This is a genomic window from Treponema primitia (genome assembly GCF_046533075.1).
Classification (GTDB): Bacteria; Spirochaetota; Spirochaetia; order Treponematales; family Breznakiellaceae; genus Termitinema; species Termitinema primitia_B.
The window spans coordinates 1-17,823 of record NZ_JAJQRB010000051.1; the positions used below are offsets into that span (position 1 = coordinate 1).

General features: G+C 53.5%; 17 protein-coding genes and 1 tRNA gene. 9 read left to right on the plus strand and 9 right to left on the minus strand.

Annotated features, from left to right (window positions below; genetic code table 11):
- The first annotated feature begins 476 nt into the window (after positions 1-476).
- The 9 genes from LQZ19_RS10590 to fabV all read left to right on the plus strand — a co-directional run bounded on the left by LQZ19_RS10590 (position 477) and on the right by fabV (position 12,483).
- Positions 477-2,384 (plus strand): ribonuclease catalytic domain-containing protein, encoded by a 1,908-nt coding sequence (locus LQZ19_RS10590; protein WP_411047643.1) that lies wholly within the window; start codon positions 477-479, stop codon positions 2,382-2,384.
- A gap of 28 nt (positions 2,385-2,412) precedes the next feature.
- A complete protein-coding gene (locus LQZ19_RS10595) occupies positions 2,413-4,773 on the plus strand; it encodes a chemotaxis protein CheA (protein ID WP_411047644.1) in 2,361 nt (786 codons plus the stop codon).
- Between the two features lie 21 nt (positions 4,774-4,794).
- Complete coding sequence (locus LQZ19_RS10600; protein ID WP_411047645.1) at positions 4,795-6,147, plus strand: CheR family methyltransferase; 1,353 nt, start codon at positions 4,795-4,797, stop codon at positions 6,145-6,147.
- A 25-nt stretch (positions 6,148-6,172) separates the two neighbouring features.
- The gene (locus LQZ19_RS10605; RefSeq protein ID WP_010259296.1) at positions 6,173-6,640 is read left to right on the plus strand and encodes a chemotaxis protein CheX; all 468 of its coding nucleotides are present in this window, start codon (positions 6,173-6,175) and stop codon (positions 6,638-6,640) included.
- Positions 6,641-6,720: 80 nt separating this feature from the next.
- A tRNA-Val gene (locus LQZ19_RS10610) sits at positions 6,721-6,795 on the plus strand.
- A gap of 145 nt (positions 6,796-6,940) precedes the next feature.
- Entirely contained in the window at positions 6,941-8,371 is a 1,431-nt protein-coding gene (locus tag LQZ19_RS10615) for a sodium:solute symporter family protein (RefSeq protein ID WP_411047646.1), read from the plus strand.
- Complete coding sequence (locus LQZ19_RS10620; protein ID WP_411047647.1) at positions 8,368-9,447, plus strand: Ldh family oxidoreductase; 1,080 nt, start codon at positions 8,368-8,370, stop codon at positions 9,445-9,447. The genes LQZ19_RS10615 and LQZ19_RS10620 overlap by 4 nt, the downstream gene beginning before the upstream one ends.
- A gap of 4 nt (positions 9,448-9,451) precedes the next feature.
- Entirely contained in the window at positions 9,452-10,330 is an 879-nt protein-coding gene (locus LQZ19_RS10625) for a YitT family protein (RefSeq protein ID WP_411047648.1), read from the plus strand.
- 875 nt (positions 10,331-11,205) lie between these two features.
- Positions 11,206-12,483 (plus strand): enoyl-ACP reductase FabV, encoded by a 1,278-nt coding sequence (gene fabV, locus LQZ19_RS10630; RefSeq protein ID WP_411047649.1) that lies wholly within the window; start codon positions 11,206-11,208, stop codon positions 12,481-12,483.
- An 84-nt stretch (positions 12,484-12,567) separates the two neighbouring features.
- Here fabV and LQZ19_RS10635 read toward each other — a convergent pair whose 3' ends face one another.
- The 9 genes from LQZ19_RS10635 to rplO form a co-directional block, all read right to left on the minus strand.
- Positions 12,568-12,771, minus strand: a complete 204-nt coding sequence (locus tag LQZ19_RS10635; protein WP_411047650.1) for a hypothetical protein — start codon at positions 12,769-12,771, stop codon at positions 12,568-12,570.
- Between the two features lie 11 nt (positions 12,772-12,782).
- Positions 12,783-13,322: a 50S ribosomal protein L17 gene (rplQ, locus tag LQZ19_RS10640; protein ID WP_411047651.1), complete on the minus strand. Its 540-nt coding sequence runs from the start codon at positions 13,320-13,322 to the stop codon at positions 12,783-12,785.
- Positions 13,312-14,367 (minus strand): DNA-directed RNA polymerase subunit alpha, encoded by a 1,056-nt coding sequence (locus LQZ19_RS10645; RefSeq protein WP_411047652.1) that lies wholly within the window; start codon positions 14,365-14,367, stop codon positions 13,312-13,314. Before LQZ19_RS10645 ends, rplQ begins: the two co-directional genes overlap by 11 nt.
- Before the next feature lie 9 nt (positions 14,368-14,376).
- A complete protein-coding gene (rpsD, locus tag LQZ19_RS10650) occupies positions 14,377-15,012 on the minus strand; it encodes a 30S ribosomal protein S4 (protein WP_411047653.1) in 636 nt (211 codons plus the stop codon).
- A gap of 16 nt (positions 15,013-15,028) precedes the next feature.
- Positions 15,029-15,412, minus strand: a complete 384-nt coding sequence (rpsK, locus tag LQZ19_RS10655; RefSeq protein WP_411047654.1) for a 30S ribosomal protein S11 — start codon at positions 15,410-15,412, stop codon at positions 15,029-15,031.
- A gap of 24 nt (positions 15,413-15,436) precedes the next feature.
- On the minus strand, positions 15,437-15,802 hold the full coding sequence (rpsM, locus tag LQZ19_RS10660; protein ID WP_411047655.1) for a 30S ribosomal protein S13: 366 nt from the start codon (positions 15,800-15,802) through the stop codon (positions 15,437-15,439).
- An 8-nt stretch (positions 15,803-15,810) separates the two neighbouring features.
- On the minus strand, positions 15,811-15,924 hold the full coding sequence (gene rpmJ, locus LQZ19_RS10665) for a 50S ribosomal protein L36 (RefSeq protein ID WP_010259325.1): 114 nt from the start codon (positions 15,922-15,924) through the stop codon (positions 15,811-15,813).
- Between the two features lie 82 nt (positions 15,925-16,006).
- Positions 16,007-17,335: a preprotein translocase subunit SecY gene (gene secY / locus LQZ19_RS10670; RefSeq protein ID WP_411047656.1), complete on the minus strand. Its 1,329-nt coding sequence runs from the start codon at positions 17,333-17,335 to the stop codon at positions 16,007-16,009.
- Positions 17,335-17,796: a 50S ribosomal protein L15 gene (rplO, locus tag LQZ19_RS10675; protein WP_411047657.1), complete on the minus strand. Its 462-nt coding sequence runs from the start codon at positions 17,794-17,796 to the stop codon at positions 17,335-17,337. The genes secY and rplO overlap by 1 nt, the downstream gene beginning before the upstream one ends.
- Between the last annotated feature and the right edge of the window lie 27 nt (positions 17,797-17,823).

The window sequence follows — 17,823 nt, forward strand, 5'->3', positions numbered from 1 at the left end:
GCGGAGACAGGTTCTACACGCACATGAAGACGGGTGTACCCCTCCCCACGCCCGTTTTGCCGACAAAGTACAAACCCAGGGTACCTAGCGATATATGTACCACTCTAAACCCCGCATATTTAAACCGTCAAGGGCAACGCAGAAGTATCAGTTTTAAGTGTAATACAATATCCCCCACCCCTCTGCGTAGCGTCTTTTACCATATCGTGTGGCACAGGCATGCAACCCCCTGGGAACCGTCCTTTCCCCTATTATGTGACAAAGGCGGGCGGAGGGAGGGGCATCCCCGACCGAGCACATAAGGAATTCCCTGCTGGAGGAGACCCGAAGGGGCTCCGCAAGCAGACTCTACTTGCGTGCTCGGCCGGGGATGCCCCTCCCTCCGCCCGTTTTGCCGATTAATCCGAAAAAAAGACCATCCCCAGACTACCCCCGAACGCTTACAAAATCTCAGAAATTGTACTAAACTCTCTCATATGATTTCAGAAAAAAGCCTGGTTGCCTACAAAAACAAGCCCGCCCTGGTTATCGCCCTAAAGTCCGCCGAAACCGGTGATAAAATAACCATTTCCCTCGCCGGTGGCGAAAAACTCAAGGTCCGTGAGAAGGATATCGAATTCCTCCACCGAGGCCCCTGCAGCCAGGCGGATATCGAGGCGCTTTTTTCCATAGGAACCAACGGCGGGGAAACCGAGGATATCGATATACAGGGCGCCTGGGACTTGCTGCAGGGAAATACGGTTCCCCTCCGTGATCTGGCGGAGCTGGCTTACGGAGCGTATACGGCGCAATCCGCCTGGGCTGCCTACGGGCTCCTCAAGGAAGGGCTGTATTTTTCAGGCGATATTAAGGCCCTGACCAGCCGGGATGCGGCTGCGGTGGCGGCGGACGCGGAACGGCGGAACTTAAAACAGCAGGATCAGGCGGATCGGGAAGCTTTCCTGGAGCGGCTCAAGGCCTTAGCCCTGGACCTTCCCGGGGATAGCCATTTTCTGCAGGATGTGGAAGCCCTGGCCTATGGCCGCACCGAGAAAAGCCGCACCCTGCGGGATCTGGGCAGGCAGGAGACCCCCCTGGAAGCTCACCGGCTCCTGTTTTCCGCTGGAGTTTGGACGCCCTGGGTAAACCCCCATCCCCAACGATTCGGGCTCAGCCTTAGCCCAGCCAGGGTTGCCCCTGCTCCTCCCCCGGCGGATGAGCCCCGTACCGACCTGACCCATCTTGAAGCCTATGCCATAGATAGCCCCTGGAGCAACGACCCTGATGACGCTATCTCCCTGGAGAAGCATCCCGGCGGAGGGGCGGATACCCTCTACGTCCATATCGCCGACCCGGCGGCGTCCATACTTCCCGGCAGCCCCGCGGATATTGAAGCCCGGGGTAGGGGGGCCACCCTCTACCTCCCCGAAGGCGCCATCCGTATGCTCGCCGACGAAGCCCTCTCGCTTTTTGCCCTGGGCCTGTCCGACAGCCCATGTCCGGCCCTCACCTTCAAGTTGATCCTGGGGGAAGATGGTTCCATCCTGGAAACGGATATCTTCCCCTCCCTGGTCCGCATTACCCGCCTCAGCTACGCCCAGGCTGACGCCGCAGTCGGCGCCGAAACCGTCCTGGCGGGGCTTTTCCGGGTAGCGGAGCGTAACCTGCAGCGCCGGATCGCCGCAGGGGCGGTGATGATAGACCTTCCGGAGGCCCATATCTCCGTACACGAAGAAAAAGTAGCCATAAATCTTATAGAAACCTATAAATCCGCGGAGACTGTCCGGGAGTGTATGCTCCTGGCCGGGGAAGGGGCCGCCCGGTGGGCGCTCCAACGGCATCTTCCCTTCCCCTTTGTAAGCCAGGAGACGGGGGATCTTCCCGCTTCTCCCCTCCCCGGCATGGCCGGTTCCTACCAGCTCCGCCGCTGTATGCGGCCCCGGACCCTCTCGACCAAACCGGGTCTCCATTGGGGACTCGGTCTGGAGCAGTATACCCAGGTAACCAGCCCCCTGCGGCGTTACACCGACCTCCTGGCCCACCAGCAGATACGGGCTTTTCTCAAAACCGGCGCTTACCGAGATCGCGCTCCCCTGGCGGAAGAGAAAATCCTGATCGCCCTGGCCGCCGGGGAAGCGGCAGCGGCAGCCACGGTTCAGGCCGAGCGGACATCCCGGGCTCACTGGACCGCGGTGTACCTCCTGGACAAGAAGGATTCCCCGTGGGAGGGCATCGTAATGGAAAAAAAAGGCAGCCAGGCGGTGGTGATGATCCCCTCTCTGGCGCTGGAAACCCAGCTTTTCCCAAAGGGCGATACCGCCCCGAACGATACCCTTACCCTGAGCCTCTCTTCGGTCAAAATTCCCGAATCAGAAGCGGTTTTTGTTTCTACTCCCTTGACGTAAGCTGATTTTAGTATAACATTAGCTTTATATGAGTGATTATCTGGATCCTAATAATGAAGAACTTCTCAAGGACTTTTTCAGTGAAGCCCAAATGCAGGTCGACACCCTGGAGCAGAACATCCTGGTTCTTGAGAACGAAAGCGGCAATAAAGACGCGGTAGATGAAATATTCCGTGCGGCCCATACCCTGAAAGGCGGGTCCGCAACCGTGGAGATGATGGAACTATCCCATTTTACCCACATGGTAGAGGATGTTTTAGATGCCATCCGTTCGGATCAACTTGTGGTCAACGAGGATGTGGTGGATACCCTCCTGGCGGCCATTGATATCATCAAAGCCATGCTTGGTCAGCGCATGGAAGGGGCTATCTATCAGGAGAACACCTCCGAAATGGAAGGCCGCCTGGAATCGCTGATCCCCGAAAGCGCCAAGGGCAAAAAAAGCTCGTCGGTTAAGGCCAAACCCGCAGCTGCTCCTGCGCCAGTCGCCGCTCCGGCCCCTGCTCCTGCAGTAAGCGCCGGCGGTCTTTCGGAAGACGATCTGCAGGAACTGCGGGAATCCGTGGACGGCGGTATGCCGATTTACCGGATCACCGTTGCTTTTGACGAAAACAGCCTGATGAATACCGTAGGCGGTATCCAGGTATACGCTGCCCTCAAGGGGGACAGCACCGTTCTCCGCACCGTACCGGATTTTGAACAGCTCTACGAAGATAATTTCTACCCCAAGGTAGAATACTATACCGCCAGTAACAGGTCGGTGGAGGATCTTAAAAGAAAGGTCCTCATCCCCGATGTATCCCTTTCCGCGGAAGTGGTTGATGTGAGTACCCCCGCTGCCGGCGCTGCCCCTGCTCCGGCAGCCGCCGCTCCGGTCGAAGCGCCCAAACCGGCTGCTGCTCCTGTGGTGGCCGCCGCTCCCGAGCCGGCCGCCGCTCCGGCCAAATCCGCCGCAGCTACCGCCGCCGCCGGTGAGGATGCCAAGAAGGCGGGGAAAGAGGCGGGGTCCATACTCCGGGTCGATTCCAAGCGTATCGACGACCTCCTCAACTTAGTATCCGAAACGGTTATCACCAAGGCCACCTTCAACCAGATAAGCAACCAGTTCAGCGATCTGGTTAACGACCTCCACGGCATAGAGGCGGCCTACCGGGAAAAAATTAAGGGCCTTTTCGACAGCCTGCCGGATTATCTGGACGGTATTCAGGAAGGACGTTCCATCAAGGATGTCCGCAAGGAAATCAACGAAGAATACGGGGATATTTTCACCCTCTTTGACGGCTTTGAAGCATCCCTAAAGAACAATATGGGTAAATTCCGGTCCACCTCCCAGAACTTGGGGCGTATCACCGGGGAACTCCAGGAAGGGGTCATGCGTATCCGCATGGTGCCCATCAGCCAGATCTTCAGCCGCTTCCCGCGCTTAGTCCGGGACCTGTCCAAGAGCCTGAATAAAAAGATCAACCTGGTTATCGAAGGTGAAGAAACCGAGCTGGACAAGTCGGTCATCGAAGACCTCCTGGACCCGATCATGCACTCGGTGCGGAATTCCATCGACCACGGCATTGAGTCCCAGGAAGACCGGAGGGCCGCAGGTAAGCCCGAAGAAGGAATGGTCCTCCTTAAAGCAACCAACGAAGGGAACATGATCGTCATCGAAATATCCGACGACGGCAAGGGCATAGACGTGGACGGGGTCAAGGCAAAAGCGGTTGAGCGGGGCCTTATCAGCCCCAACAAGCTGCTCACCGATGTGGAAGCCTTCAACCTCATCTTTGAACCGGGTTTCTCCACCGCCAAGACCATTACCTCCATATCCGGCCGCGGGGTCGGCTTGGACGTGGTCCGCCGGTCCATCGAAAAGCTCAACGGAACCGTTACGGTTACCTCCGAAAGGGGCAAGGGTACCAAGTTCCTCATCAAACTGCCCCTCACCCTGGCAATTATCCAGGGCCTTCTGGTCCGGGTGGGCGAAGAAATCTACTCCATACCCATTACCTCGGTTATCGAAAGCCTGCGGATCAAGCCCGAAGAAATCAGGATGATCGACAACTACGAAGTCTTTAATATACGTAACGATGTGGTCTCCCTGCTCCGGCTTAACCGGCTCTTCGGCATACGTACCGAGGACCATCAGGATTACAACTTTATCGTCATCGTCGGCACAGCGGAAAAGAAGATGGGCTTCATGGTAGACAGCCTCATCGGCGAGGAAGACGTGGTTATAAAACCCCTGCGGGATCAGTTCACCAACTCTCCGGGAATTGCCGGAGCGTCCATACTGGGAGACGGTTCAGTTTCCCTGATCATCGACGTAAGCCAGCTTTTGGAACTGGGACTTCACCAGGAGATGGAAGCGCGGCGTGTCCGCGAAAACTATTCCCGGTAGCCCGGCACAGCGAGGAAAAAAATGGCAGTGATAAGAGATTTGGCGGAGGTTAACGCCGAGCTACAAGCCCAGAAAGAACGGGCGGATACGGTCGATTTCAAGATGATTACCTTCTCCTTGGGCGGCAAGGATTACGCGGTGGATATCATGAATGTCAAGGAAATCGCCAAGGCGGATAAGTTCACCTATGTTCCCAACGCCGCGTCCTTTGTCCGGGGGGTGTACAACCTCCGGGGTGATATCATCCCCATTGTGGACCTCAGAGCCTTTTTCCACCTTCCGGTGGATAAAAAGCAGGATGGTCTTGAAAATATGCTGATCCTCCGTATTGAGGATCGGGTATACGGGACCATCGTGGATAAGATCGACCGGGTGGTGGGGATCAATTCCGACGCCATCCAGCCGCCACACCCCATTTTTGGGGATATTAACATCAAATACATCAGCGGCGTGGTGGAAAAACAGGGGGAACTCTTTGTCATCCTGGACGTGATCCGGATCTTTACCCAAAGCGAAGAAGACAAGGCCAAGCCCCGGGGCCAGGCTATACAGGAAGGCATTGCCCCCGCAGCGCCGGACAATTTCTTCCCAGCCTCACAGGCCGGCGGCGTTGCGGCTGCCGAGCCGGTTTCAGCTCCCCGGGATTCGGACCTGGAGTTTATCAAGGAAAGCCTGGGCGCCCTCAGACATTTTAGTTCCGGCCCCCTCAACGAAATGTGGATACGTAAGCGCTTTACCGAATGGACCACCACCCACGGCGGCAGCGATATCCAGCTTAAGAACGCCAATGACGCCGATGAATTCCTCCAGACCTTTACATCCCCCGGTACCGGGACCTTCTGGAACGATGACTACGCCTATACCCTTAAATCGGTCCTGCCGGATCTGCCCTCCAACAGTATCCAGGTTTGGGACCTTGGCTGCGGAAAGGGCTATGAAACTTATTCATTAGCGTGTATACTCAAATCACGGTATCCCGATGGGCACGTCAAGATTTGGGCCAACGATAGCGACATCATGTCCATATCATCGGCGCCGAATATGACCTTTGACCTGGAGGATGTACCTGAATATTGCCGGGCTTTTATGACCAAGGGAAAGAATGGGTATAGCTTCAACCCCGCCATTAAGGATTCGATACTCTTCGAATACCATGACGTGTTGAACGATAACCCCCTTCCGGAATTGGATATTATTGTTGCCCGGGATTTACTTTCCTTCTTTAATGAGCAGCAGCAGGAAAAAGTCATGGGTGATTTTTCCGAAAAATTAAAGACCCGGGGGGTAATTGTTCTGGGGACCAATGAGACATTACCGGAAAACCAATGGCTTCCCATTGGAAAAGGCAGTGTTTCCGCATTTATGCGAACATAATAGCAAAACTAAGAAGGAGTATGTCATGAGAGTCGAATATATCAATCCCTTTGTTGAAGCCGCTTTTAGTGTTTTAAAGGAAGTCCTTAATACGGACGTAAAGCGGGGGGATCTGTACCTTAAATCCACCACCATGTCCATCATGGGAGTCGCAGCCCTGGTAGGTCTTGCGGGGGATGTGGAAGGCCGGGTGGTCTTCGACATGACCAAACAGACCGCCCTGGGTGTTGCGGGCGCCATGAACGGCGAAACCTTCACCACCATGGATGAGCTTGCCAAAGCCACCATTCAGGAGCTGGCCAACATGATCACCGCCCAGGCGGTAACCAAGCTCCATGACCTGGGCTTTAAGTTCGACCTTACCCCACCGGCCCTCTTTACCGGTGAAAATATGGAAATCTCCAACCGCGAGGTAGAAGCCCTCATCGTCCCCATGGAGCTGGGCCCCATCGGTAAGATCGAAATCAATGTTGCCGTCCGGGAACGGGCGTAAAACCAGCGTCCTCGTTTCTTAAGCCCCTGTCGTTTCTGTTGACAGGGGCCATATTTTTCTGTTATATATGATGAGTACCCGGGCGGTTAGCTCAGTTTGGTTAGAGCACCTGCTCGACACGCAGGGGGTCGATGGTTCAAGTCCATTATCGCCCAAAAAGACGCTGTTCATTCGGACAGCGTCTTTTTTTCTTGGAACTTGATTTCTTAACGCGTAAGATTGACACCCCTATGGTTTTTCTGCATAATATATCGCTATATAGAAACATCGTTTTAAAACATCTTAATTAGGAGAAAAAACTTGAGTATTCAATTGGGTATCCTTATTGTGTATGTGGTGGTGTTGATTGGCATTTCCTGGTGGTCCACCAAACTGCAGAAAAGAGCCAGCGGCAGTAAAATGCTGAGTTATTTGCTGGCGGGCCGGAATATGCCGGCGGTGGTCATCTGTGTCATGCTGGTAGGCCTGGCCGTGGGCGGCGCTTCCACGGTCGGTGTGGCTGAAACAGCCTATAACGCCGGGTTTTCCGCCGGGTGGTACAACGCCGCCTGGGGTATGGGAGGCATCGCGGTGGGGCTCTTCGTGGCGAAGTTCTTCCGCAAGATGAGCGTCAAGACCATCCCCGAAATGATGGGCCTTATGTTCGGGCCCAAGACCCGGTTTCTCAGCGTGGTCAACCAGCTTCTGGTGATGATTAGTATTACCGCCCTGCAGTATGTGGCCGGGGGTTCGATTCTTAAGGCCCTGCTGCCGGATATCTTTACCTTCCAGGGCGGGCTTATTACCACCGCGCTTATTTTCATATTCATTACCGTTGTGGGCGGTTACTGGGCCAGCGGACTTACCAATATCATCAATGTGGTTATGATTTACATTGGCATCATTGCGGCGCTGATTAATACCCTCGGCGTCTTCGGCGGGATGGAAGTCATCAAGCTTACCCTGCCTCCCCCAAGCGCGGCATGGTTTCATCCCATTTCCGGCCTGGGGATAGCCGTTGTGGCGGGTTATGTGGCGGTCATGGTGACCATGGCCATCACTACCCAGGCGGTGGCCCAGATTAGCTTTGCCGCTAAGGATGAAAAAACCGCCAAGTGGGGGTTCCTCGCCGGGGGCTTAATCATCCTTCCCGCGGGCTTCCTCTGCGCCTTGTTCGGAATCATTGCCCGGTCCCAGTTCCCCAACCTGGAAAACGCGGCCATGGCCCTGCCTACTATTGCGGCCCAGCTTTCACCCTTTGTGGGCGGGATCTTCCTAGCCTCCCTCTGGGCTGCGGATATCTCCACTGCGGTGGCCCTGCTTATGGGATGTTCCACCCTGGTCCTGGAGGATATCGTCAAGAAGGTCTACACCAAGCCCATTAAAAAGGAGCATGAACTCCTGGTCTCCCGCCTGACGGTGTTGGGGGTAAGTCTCCTCTCCTTCCTCCTCGCCCTGACGGTGGTCGGTATTCTGCGGACCATTACCACGGCTCTGGCGATCACCACCTCCTTCACCCTGCTGATTCTATCGGATATCTATTTCCATAAGCTCAACCGAAAGGCCAGCGGTTTCTGGATCGTCCTGCTCTCCCTCCTGCTCTGGGTGATCTGGACCTATCTGCCCCAGTTCCGTATAGGGCCGGCGCTGATCTACATGGAATGGGTGGGCTGCGGCGCGCTCTTTATCCTCTTTGCTATCTTTGCCAAGGAGCCGGCGAACCGGTTGGTACCCCAGGTGGAAGAAAAATGAGCAGGACAGTAACGTTCGATAATTTGGTTAATTTTACGAAAACCGTTCTACTGCGCTGTTACGGCTACTCCGAAAAGGAGGCGGATGTTACGTCCCGGGTCCTGGTGGAAGCGGATGCCCGGAACATCCCCTCCCACGGCGTATCCCGGCTGGATTTTTACCGGAAGAACATCCAGGGCGGTTTTGCCAAACCCGGCGCCGAACCGGAGCTTGTCTGGCAGACCCCCTCATCCCTGGTGGTGGACGGCCATGACGGCATCGGCTCCTACATCGCCGAATGGAGTGTGGACAAAACCATTGAGCTGGCCAAGCAGTCCGGAACAGCCTTCTGCGCGGTGCGGAATTCCAACCACTACGGCATAGCCGGGCTCTGGGCGGAAAAGATTGCCCGGCAGGATATGATCGGCATGGCCTTTACCAATACCCGGACCTGCGGTATCCCCACCTACGGGCGGGAACGGGTCCTGGGGACCAATCCCATCGCGGTGGCCATCCCCGAGCGGGAAGACCGGATCTTCCTGCTGGACATGGCTACCGCCACGGTGGCCCACGGCAAAGTTGAAGTCTACGACCGGCGGAAAAAGCCCATGCCCCAGGGTTGGGCGGTAGACGAGAACGGCGTTGGCACCACCGACGCCACCGCCTTCGAAAAGCTCTTCTATGCAAACCCCCAGTACGGCGGCCACCTTTTTTTAGGGGGCGAAGGGGAAGAGAACGGCGGCCACAAGGGCTTCGGCCTGGCGCTGCTGGTGGAGATCCTCTGTTCCGGCCTCTCCCTGGGGATGAGCAGCCTCAATACTTTCCAACCGGGAAAGGGTTCGGGGATTACCCACTTCTTCGGCGCCATGCGGCTGGACCTGTTTGGCCGGAGCGGAGATCTGAAGGACCATGTGGGGGACATACTCCGGGATATCCGTGTGGGCGAAAAGGCCGCCGGCCAGGAGCGGATCTACATCCACGGCGAGAAGGAAGCGGAGTCCCGGGCAAAATCCTTAAAAGAAGGGGTTTTTATTGATGATGCCACCACTGAATTCCTGGATTCCCTTGCGAAAGAGGCCGGTATACCGATAGTATAGGTATATGATCTCAGGCGAAAGTGCCCGCTACACCGTAAAACGCATCCTCCTTTTGCTTCTAGGCTCTATTCTGATGGCCTTTAATATCAATACTTTTGTTCACGCCGGGGGCCTTATCCCCGGGGGCTTTACCGGCATCACTATCCTGATCCAGCAGATAGGCAGCCGCTTCTGGGGTGTGGAAATACCCTTTAGTTTTGTCTACATCGGGTTCAACGCCATACCCGCGGCCATTTGTTTTAAGTATGTTGGAAAGAAGTTCGCCCTGTATTCGGTACTGGTAATTGTGGTAAGCGGTTTCCTCACCGACTGGATGCCCAGGATGTTCATCGATTTCCTGCAGCTCCACGACATCCTGCTTTCAGCCGTTTTTGGGGGCATCCTTAACGCCGTAGGCATCAGCCTCTGTCTCTATGCGGACGCCACCAGCGGAGGCACCGACTTTATCGCCATATTTATATCCGAAAAGTACCACAAGGAAACCTGGAACTACATTTTTGCGGGAAACTGCGTCATTCTGGCCATAGCAGCCTGGCTTTTCAGCCTTGACAAGGCCCTATATTCGATTATTTTCCAGTTTGCCACCACCATGGGCCTATCCTCCCTCTACCACGGTTACCAGCAAAAAACCCTGCTCATAATTACGAACAAGCCCGACGAGGTATACACCCTGATCAAAGAACGGACCAACCACGCCGCCACCTCTTTCAAAGGCTTTGGCTATTTTGGTCAAGCCGAACGCACCCTCCTCTATTCGGTGGTCTCCGCCTACGAAACCGCCCCCCTGATTACCGCCATAGAAAAGCTCGACCATGGCGCCTTTATCAACGTGATACGGACAGAGCAGCTAAACGGCCATTTCTACACCAGACCGAAGGACTAGCCCCTCCCGGGAAATACGCTCGGAACATCGATCCAGGCAGATCGGAAATACGCCGGTGGGGGAGGGGGCGGGGAATCCCCACTGCGGGATGCCTGTAGAATCTGCTTGCGGAGCCCCTTCGGGTCTCCTCCAGCAGGGAATTCCAGAATATCCCGCAGCGGGGCTCCCCCGCCCCCTCCCCCACCGGCGCCTGTACGCATAACCTGTGTTTGAGCGTATTTCCCGGGAGCCGGAGGCGCCTAACTAAGCTTGGCCAAACTAAGTTTGGCATATCGTCCAGCGCCGGAGCTACTTAACTAAGTTTAGCGGGTGGAGTTTGTTTGCCGCGGTGTAGGCAGGGAATCCCAGCCCACACCGGCGCCGGAGCTACTTAACTAAGCTTGGCATATCGTCCGACGCCGTAACTATCTAACTAAGTTTAGCGGGTGGAGTTTGTCTGCCGCGGTGTAGGCAGGGAATCCCAGCCCACACCGGCGCCGGAGCTACTTAACTAAGTTTTGTACATCTTCCGGCGCCGGGACCACCAAACTAAGTTTGGTGCATTTCCTGAGGGGTGGAAACCGCCCAGTTTAGCGTAGGCGCATTGTCTAGGTGACAATGGCGGGCGGGGGGAGGGGCATCCCTGGCCGAGCACATTTTGGAATTCTCTGCTGGAGGAGACCCGAAGGGGCTCCGCAAGCAGGCTCTACAAGCGTGCTCGGCCAGGGATGCCCCTCCCCCTGCCCGTCTTTGCCGATTAATTACAGAAAAAACATATTTCACGACAAATTTCGAATATTTGTCACCTAATCTATTGACATTTCCACCCACATCGCTATCCTTTAAGTATGACAAAATATTGAATATTGTCATGCAACTAATTCCAGGAGGAAATAATGGTTATTAAGCCCTTAATCAGAGAAAACATTTGTATCAACAGCCACCCTACAGGATGCGCTCAGGCAGTAAAAAACCAAATTGAGTTTGTAAAGAATACCCTTGCCGAAGGCAGGGAACCGGAAGAAATAAATGCTCCCCAGGGAGCGCCGAAATTGGTTTTAGTGGTAGGCTGTTCCACCGGTTACGGCTTGGCCAGCAGGATCTCCGCCGCCTTCGGGTATGGCGCCGCTACCGTGGGTGTCTCCTTCGAAAAGGCCGCTTCCGCAACCAAACCCGGCACCCCGGGCTGGTACAACAACCGGGTCTTTGAAGCGGAAGCGGATAAGGCAGACCTGATCGCCATCACACTGGACGGAGACGCCTTCTCTGACTCCATGAAGGCGGATACCGCCGAGGCTATCCGGGAAGCAGCCCGCCGGGCAGGGATTGCCCCCAAGGTTGACCTTATCATCTATTCCCTGGCCTCCCCGGTCCGGGTGGATCCTAAAACCGGTATCATGCACCGCTCGGTGATCAAACCCACGGTCAACGCTTACTCGGGAAAAACTATCAACATGCTCACCGCCCAGATCCGGGAAGTCAGCGCCGAACCCGCCACCGAAGAGGAAATTGCCGGTACCGTAAAGGTTATGGGCGGCGAAGACTGGGAGCTATGGATCGAAGCCCTGGGAAAAGAGGGAGTCCTCTCACCCACGGTACGAACCGTAGCCTATACCTACCTGGGGCCGGAACTCTCCTGGGATATCTACAAGAATGGTACCATAGGCCGGGCCAAGGAAGACCTGGAACGGGCCGGCCGTATTATCAATCAAAAGCTTGCGGCTTCCGGCGGTGCGGCATGGATATCGGTAAACAAAGCCCTGGTAACCCGATCCAGCTCGGTTATCCCCATCATCCCCTTCTATATCGCCTGTCTTTTTAAGGTAATGAAGGCAAAGGGCCTCCATGAAGGCTGTATTGAACAGATAGTCCGGCTCTACCGGGACCGACTCTACACCCCGGAAACAGCCCAGAATCCCGGGAAGGTCCCGGTGGACAGCGAAGGCCGGATCAGAATCGACGACTGGGAGATGCGCGATGATGTCCAAAAGGAAACCTCAGCTCAGATGGCCAAGGTCACGGAAGCAAACATCTTCGAAACAACGGACCTCGCCGGTTTCAAACACGACTTCATGGAAATCCACGGCTTTGATGTTGCGGGGGTGGACTACGAAGCCGATGTGAACACTTTATTAAGCGATGAGACGGAAGAAGAATTAGCCCTTCGGGCATAAATAATATTTAAAAAAGTTAAACCGCAAAGGCGAATAGAATTATTCACTTTTGCGGTTTTATTTTTCTTTTATGGATAGGATTATTTACGCCTGCTGGGGCACAGTTTTCTTGCCGTGTTTTAAAGCGGCTTTGCAGGTTTTACAAATTTTGATCTTAGTTTTAGTATCACCCTCCCCTACTTCCTGTTCGTAGAGAATCTTTGTGTTTTCCCTGGAACAAACCGGACAGGTTCCCCGACCACGGGCAGCAAGCTCCCGAATGCCCTTACCTCTATGTGCTTTAGACATGTACTTCTCCCTTACTTAGCCGCCGGAGCGGTTTTTCTCGGCGCCTTAGCTTTGCCCTTAGCGGCAGTAGTCTTAGCGGCGCCCTTTGCGCTGTCCTTCTTTCCGTCGGTCTTTTTTCCCTTGGCATCAGAGGCGTCGGCCTTTTTCGCATCAGCCTTCTTGGCTTTTTTATCCGTGGTACCCTCAATGTCCAGCTTATAGTCCACCAGCTCAAGGATAACCACATCCGCAGCATCCCCCAAACGTTCCCCCAGCTTGATGATCCGGGTATACCCGCCGGGCCTTTCCTTCATGCGCAGGGCAATATCGGTAAAGAGCTTAGCCACAATGCCTTCGTCGTACAGCCGTGCAGAAACAATGCGCCGGTTGTGGACCGAATCAATCTTGGCCCGGGTGATAAGTTTTTCCGCACTTCGGCGGATTTCCAAAGCCTTGGCCTTGGTAGTCCTAATCCGCTCGTAGCGGAAAAGAGAGCCTACCATACTGCGGTGCAGCGCCTTCCGGCTGGCCGCCATCCGTTCAAGGGGATTAAAGCCGCTTCTATGATTCATCTTCTTCTTCCTTATGGGGGGCTATTTTAACCGCATTCTTCAACACATTGATATCGGTTATGCCAAAATTCAGATTCCACTCCTTGAGCTTTTCTTTAATCTCCTGAAGGGACTTCTTCCCGAAGTTACGGGTCTTGGCGATATCATCCTCGGTTTTCCGGGTTAATTCCCCAATGGTTTTAATGTTTGCATTCTTAAGACAGTTGGACGACCGGACCGAAAGTTCCAGTTCCTCTACCGGGGTGTTGAGGATCTGTCGAATCCGTTCATCGTCCTCATCCAAATCCTCGTCAAGCCCCAGGTTGTTTTCATCAAAGTTAATAAAAACAGAAAAATGATCCTTAGCTATCTTTGCAGCTTCTGCCAGAGCATCATCGGGTTTGATGGTTCCGTATGTCCATATCTCAAGAATCAGTTTGTCATAATCGCTGCGCTGCCCCACCCGGGTGGGCTCCACCGAAAACTTTACTTTCTTTACGGGGGAGAAAATCGCGTCCATGGGGATAGTACCAATCACATCCACATAGCGCTCATTCACCTCCGAAGGAATGTAACCCCGGCCAAGATCGATCTGTACTTCAAACTCAAGACGGGCGTCATCCATGAGGGTCATGATATGTTGACCAACGCTCAGTACTTCTATCTGACCAGTACGCTCAAAATCATCACTTTTTATCTCACCTTTTCCGGACCATTCGTAGAGGAGTATATCCTGCTCAATATCCTGGGGAAGCTTGAGCCGAATCTGTTTGAGGTTATTGATAACTTCCAGGGTATCCTCAACAATATTCGGAATGGTCTCAAATTCACTGGAAACACTGTGGGCAACCCCCTCGGCATCATACGAAGTAATCTTAACCGCCGTGATTGCGTAACCCTGAATTGCGGAAAGAAGGACCCTTCGCAAGGTATTGCCCACAGTCGTACCGAATCCCGGTTCGAAAGGAGCAGCGATGAACTTTCCGTAATTCGGTTTAAGCTCACCATGCTCAAAGGTGATACCTTTCGGGCGTTTGAATCCTTTAAGCAGGTTCTTACGGGCCATGGGAACTCCTTATTTTGAATACAATTCGACGATCATCTGTTCTTTGATGTCCGCCAAATCGGTAATGTCACTGCGGCGCGGAGAAGCAAGGAACTTTCCCTTCATTTCATCCGGATCAAGCTGCAACCAGGGCATCACCCCAGCCTTGCCGAATTCCTTAAGGGCTTCCTTTACAACCACCAGATTTCTGCTCTTTTCCTTAATCTCCACCACATCCTCGGGACGCACCAAAAATGATGGGACGTTAACCCGTTTGCCGTTAACCGCCACATGCCCGTGCAAAACGAATTGACGGGCCTGACTCCGGCTTACCGCAAAACGCAGCCGATACACCACGTTGTCCAATCTGCGTTCCAGTAATACAAACAAATTCTCACCGGTAATGCCGGGCATACGGAGTGCCCGCTCAAAGAAGAGACTGAACTGCCCTTCCTGCATACCGTAGATTCTTTTAAGCTTCTGTTTTTCCCGAAGTTGAACTCCATAATCAGAACGTTTCCCCGCCCTAGCTTTTGGATCCTTCCCCGGCGCAGGCCGTTTTTTATTGATCGGGCACCTATCACTCTTACAGCGATCCCCCTTAAGCATCAATTTATTCTGTTCTGCTCGACAAAGCCGACAAACCGGCCCGGTATATCTTGCCATGTTTCCTAAACCTCCCTCAAATGCGCCGTGTTTTCCGCGGCCGACAGCCATTATGCGGAATTGGAGTAACGTCATTAATAGACCTTACCTTAATACCCAGCGCGCCGAGTTGGCGAATCGCCGATTCCCGTCCAATACCGGGCCCTTTTATGTATACATGTACTTCCCGAAGGCCCACCTGAAGGGCTTTCGAAGCCGCCGTTTCCGTAACGGTTTGTGCGGCAAAGGGGGTAGATTTTTTTGCACCCCGGAAGCCTAAACCGCCGGAACTAGCCCAGGAAATAGCATTACCCATCAGATCGGTGATGGTCACAATGGTATTGTTAAACGTAGCTTGGATATATACGTTTCCCTCATAAACGGACTTCTTCTCTTTCCGCTTCTTCGTATTAGCAGCCACTCTTTCCTCCGCTATATTTGAACATTACTTCTTCTTCCCGGCCACGGTCTTCTTCTTACCCTTCCGGGTACGGGCGTTAGTCCGGGTCCTCTGTCCACGCAGGGGTAAGCCCTTGCGGTGCCGCAGGCCCCGATAACAGCCGATATCCATAAGCCGCTTGATATTAAGGGCGATTTCAGTACGCAGCCGACCTTCGACCTTATAGTCATTTTCAATGAACTGTCGCAGTTCGTTCAGCTCTTCCTGGGACAGGTCGTTAATCAGCCGCAGGGGATCGATCTTTGCCTTGGCGCAAATATCATCAGCGCTGGACCTACCAACTCCAAAGATATAGGTCAACGCGATGTTAACATGCTTATTCGGGAGGTCAACCCCCGCTATACGTGCCATAACTACTCCTAGCCTTGCTTTTGTTTATGCTTAGGGTTCTGACAAATGATACGAACAATACCATTCCGCTTAATCACCTTGCATTTATCGCAAATCGGCTTAACACTGGTTCGGACTTTCATCCTGCATTCTCCCTTAAAACCCCAGGATCTAATCTTAGGGTAAAATCCATTAAAACGAATTTGTTATAATTCGTCAACCTAACTACAAATTCCGGCCCCGTAAACGGCCCCGCTTGGTTAAGCCTTCGTGGTGGTGCATCTTTAAAAGCGCTTCCACCTGGCTCATGGTATCCAGATCAACCCCTACCAGGATTAACAAGGAAGTACCTCCCATCAGGTATGAAATTGATGACGGAAAATTGAACAGATGCTGTATGATAGTAGGAAGTACCGCGATTATCGCCAGATACAGGGAACCGGGGAGCACAATCCGGTTCAGTATCTTTGTAAGATACTCCTCAATTTTATCAGTCCGGATTCCCGGTATAGAACCGCCATTTTCCCGGATATTCTTGGCAATCTCTATGGGATTCAAGCTTACCTGGGTATAAAAATAGGCGAAAAAAATGATGAGCAATACATACAGTATATTGTACAGGGTACCACGGGGACTCAAAACCCGGGAAACCGCTGCGAGCCAGGCCACATTACCCCCAATAGTAGAGGCTATTTGGAGGGGGAAGGTGAGGATCGAGGAGGCGAAGATTACCGGAATAACCCCGGAAGGATTAATCTTAAAGGGAATGTAAGTATTCTGGGCGCCGTACATCCTCCTGCCTACCACCCGCTTGGCATAATGGACCGGTATTTTCCGCTGGCCTTGCTGCTCAAAAATGACCAGGGCTACCACGGCTACGAACATCACAAAGACTACGATTACAAAAACCAGGTTAAGGTCTCCGTTCCGTACGCGGCCAACAAGCTCCCACAATGCATTGGGGAGCCGGGCTACGATACCGGCAAAGATCAGCAGGGAAATACCGTTCCCGATACCCCGTTTGGTGATCTGCTCCCCCATCCACATAAGAAACATAGTCCCCGTGGTAACCGTAAGCATGGCTAAAAGGGTAAAGGGCAACATCCTTAAACTAAGGAGATTCTCTACGGTTCGGGAAATACTCTGGGCATACTGGGTAACCGCAAAGGACTGGATAAGACAAACCACCACCGTCCCAAGACGCTGGTAGGCCTGTATCTTCTTCTTCCCCCCCTCTTCCTGGGAGATCTTCTTCAACCTCGGGAAGACGATAAGGAGAAGCTGCATGATGATGGACATGGAGATATAGGGCATGATCCCCAGCATGAACACTGAGAAGTTAGAAAAGGCGCCACCGGCAAAGAAATCAAGGTAGTCTATGATAGCATTACCCGAATTCTGTTGAGAAAGGAAATAGGCGTTTAATTCCCGAACATTGATCCCCGGTATGGGAAGCACTGCCCCAAGACGGAATACGACCAATATCCCCAGGGTAAATAAAATACGTTCCCGAAGTTCTTTTACCCTGAAAATTCCTACCAATGGATTAGCCATTAATCATTCCCCACAGTTTCATTGGAAACAACGGTTCCGCCGACCTTCTCTATCTTCTCTTTTGCGGAAGCGGAAACAGCAACAAGCTTAAAGCTGAGTTTCTTGGTGAGATCACCATCGCCGAGGATCTTCACCGGATTGGCGCCCTTAACCAAGCCCTTGACGAGCAAAGTACCGGGCTCAACAGTTTCCCCGTTCTCGTACCGTTTTTCGATTTCCACCAGATTTACCACCTGAACGGTCTTCTTAAAAGGGTAGTTAGAAAATCCCCGGTGCGCCAGCCGCCGGTACAGAGGCATCTGACCGCCTTCAAAGCCCAAGTAAGTCTTTCCACCGGAACGAGACTGCTGTCCCTTATTGCCCTTACCGGCGGTAGTTCCCCTTCCGGAACCCTGGCCCCTGCCGATGATGCGTTTCTTTTTGTTAGCGCCTTCAGGGGCGTGTAAATCAAAATCGTGCATACCTTCTCCTTGTAGTTTTTCTTCGAA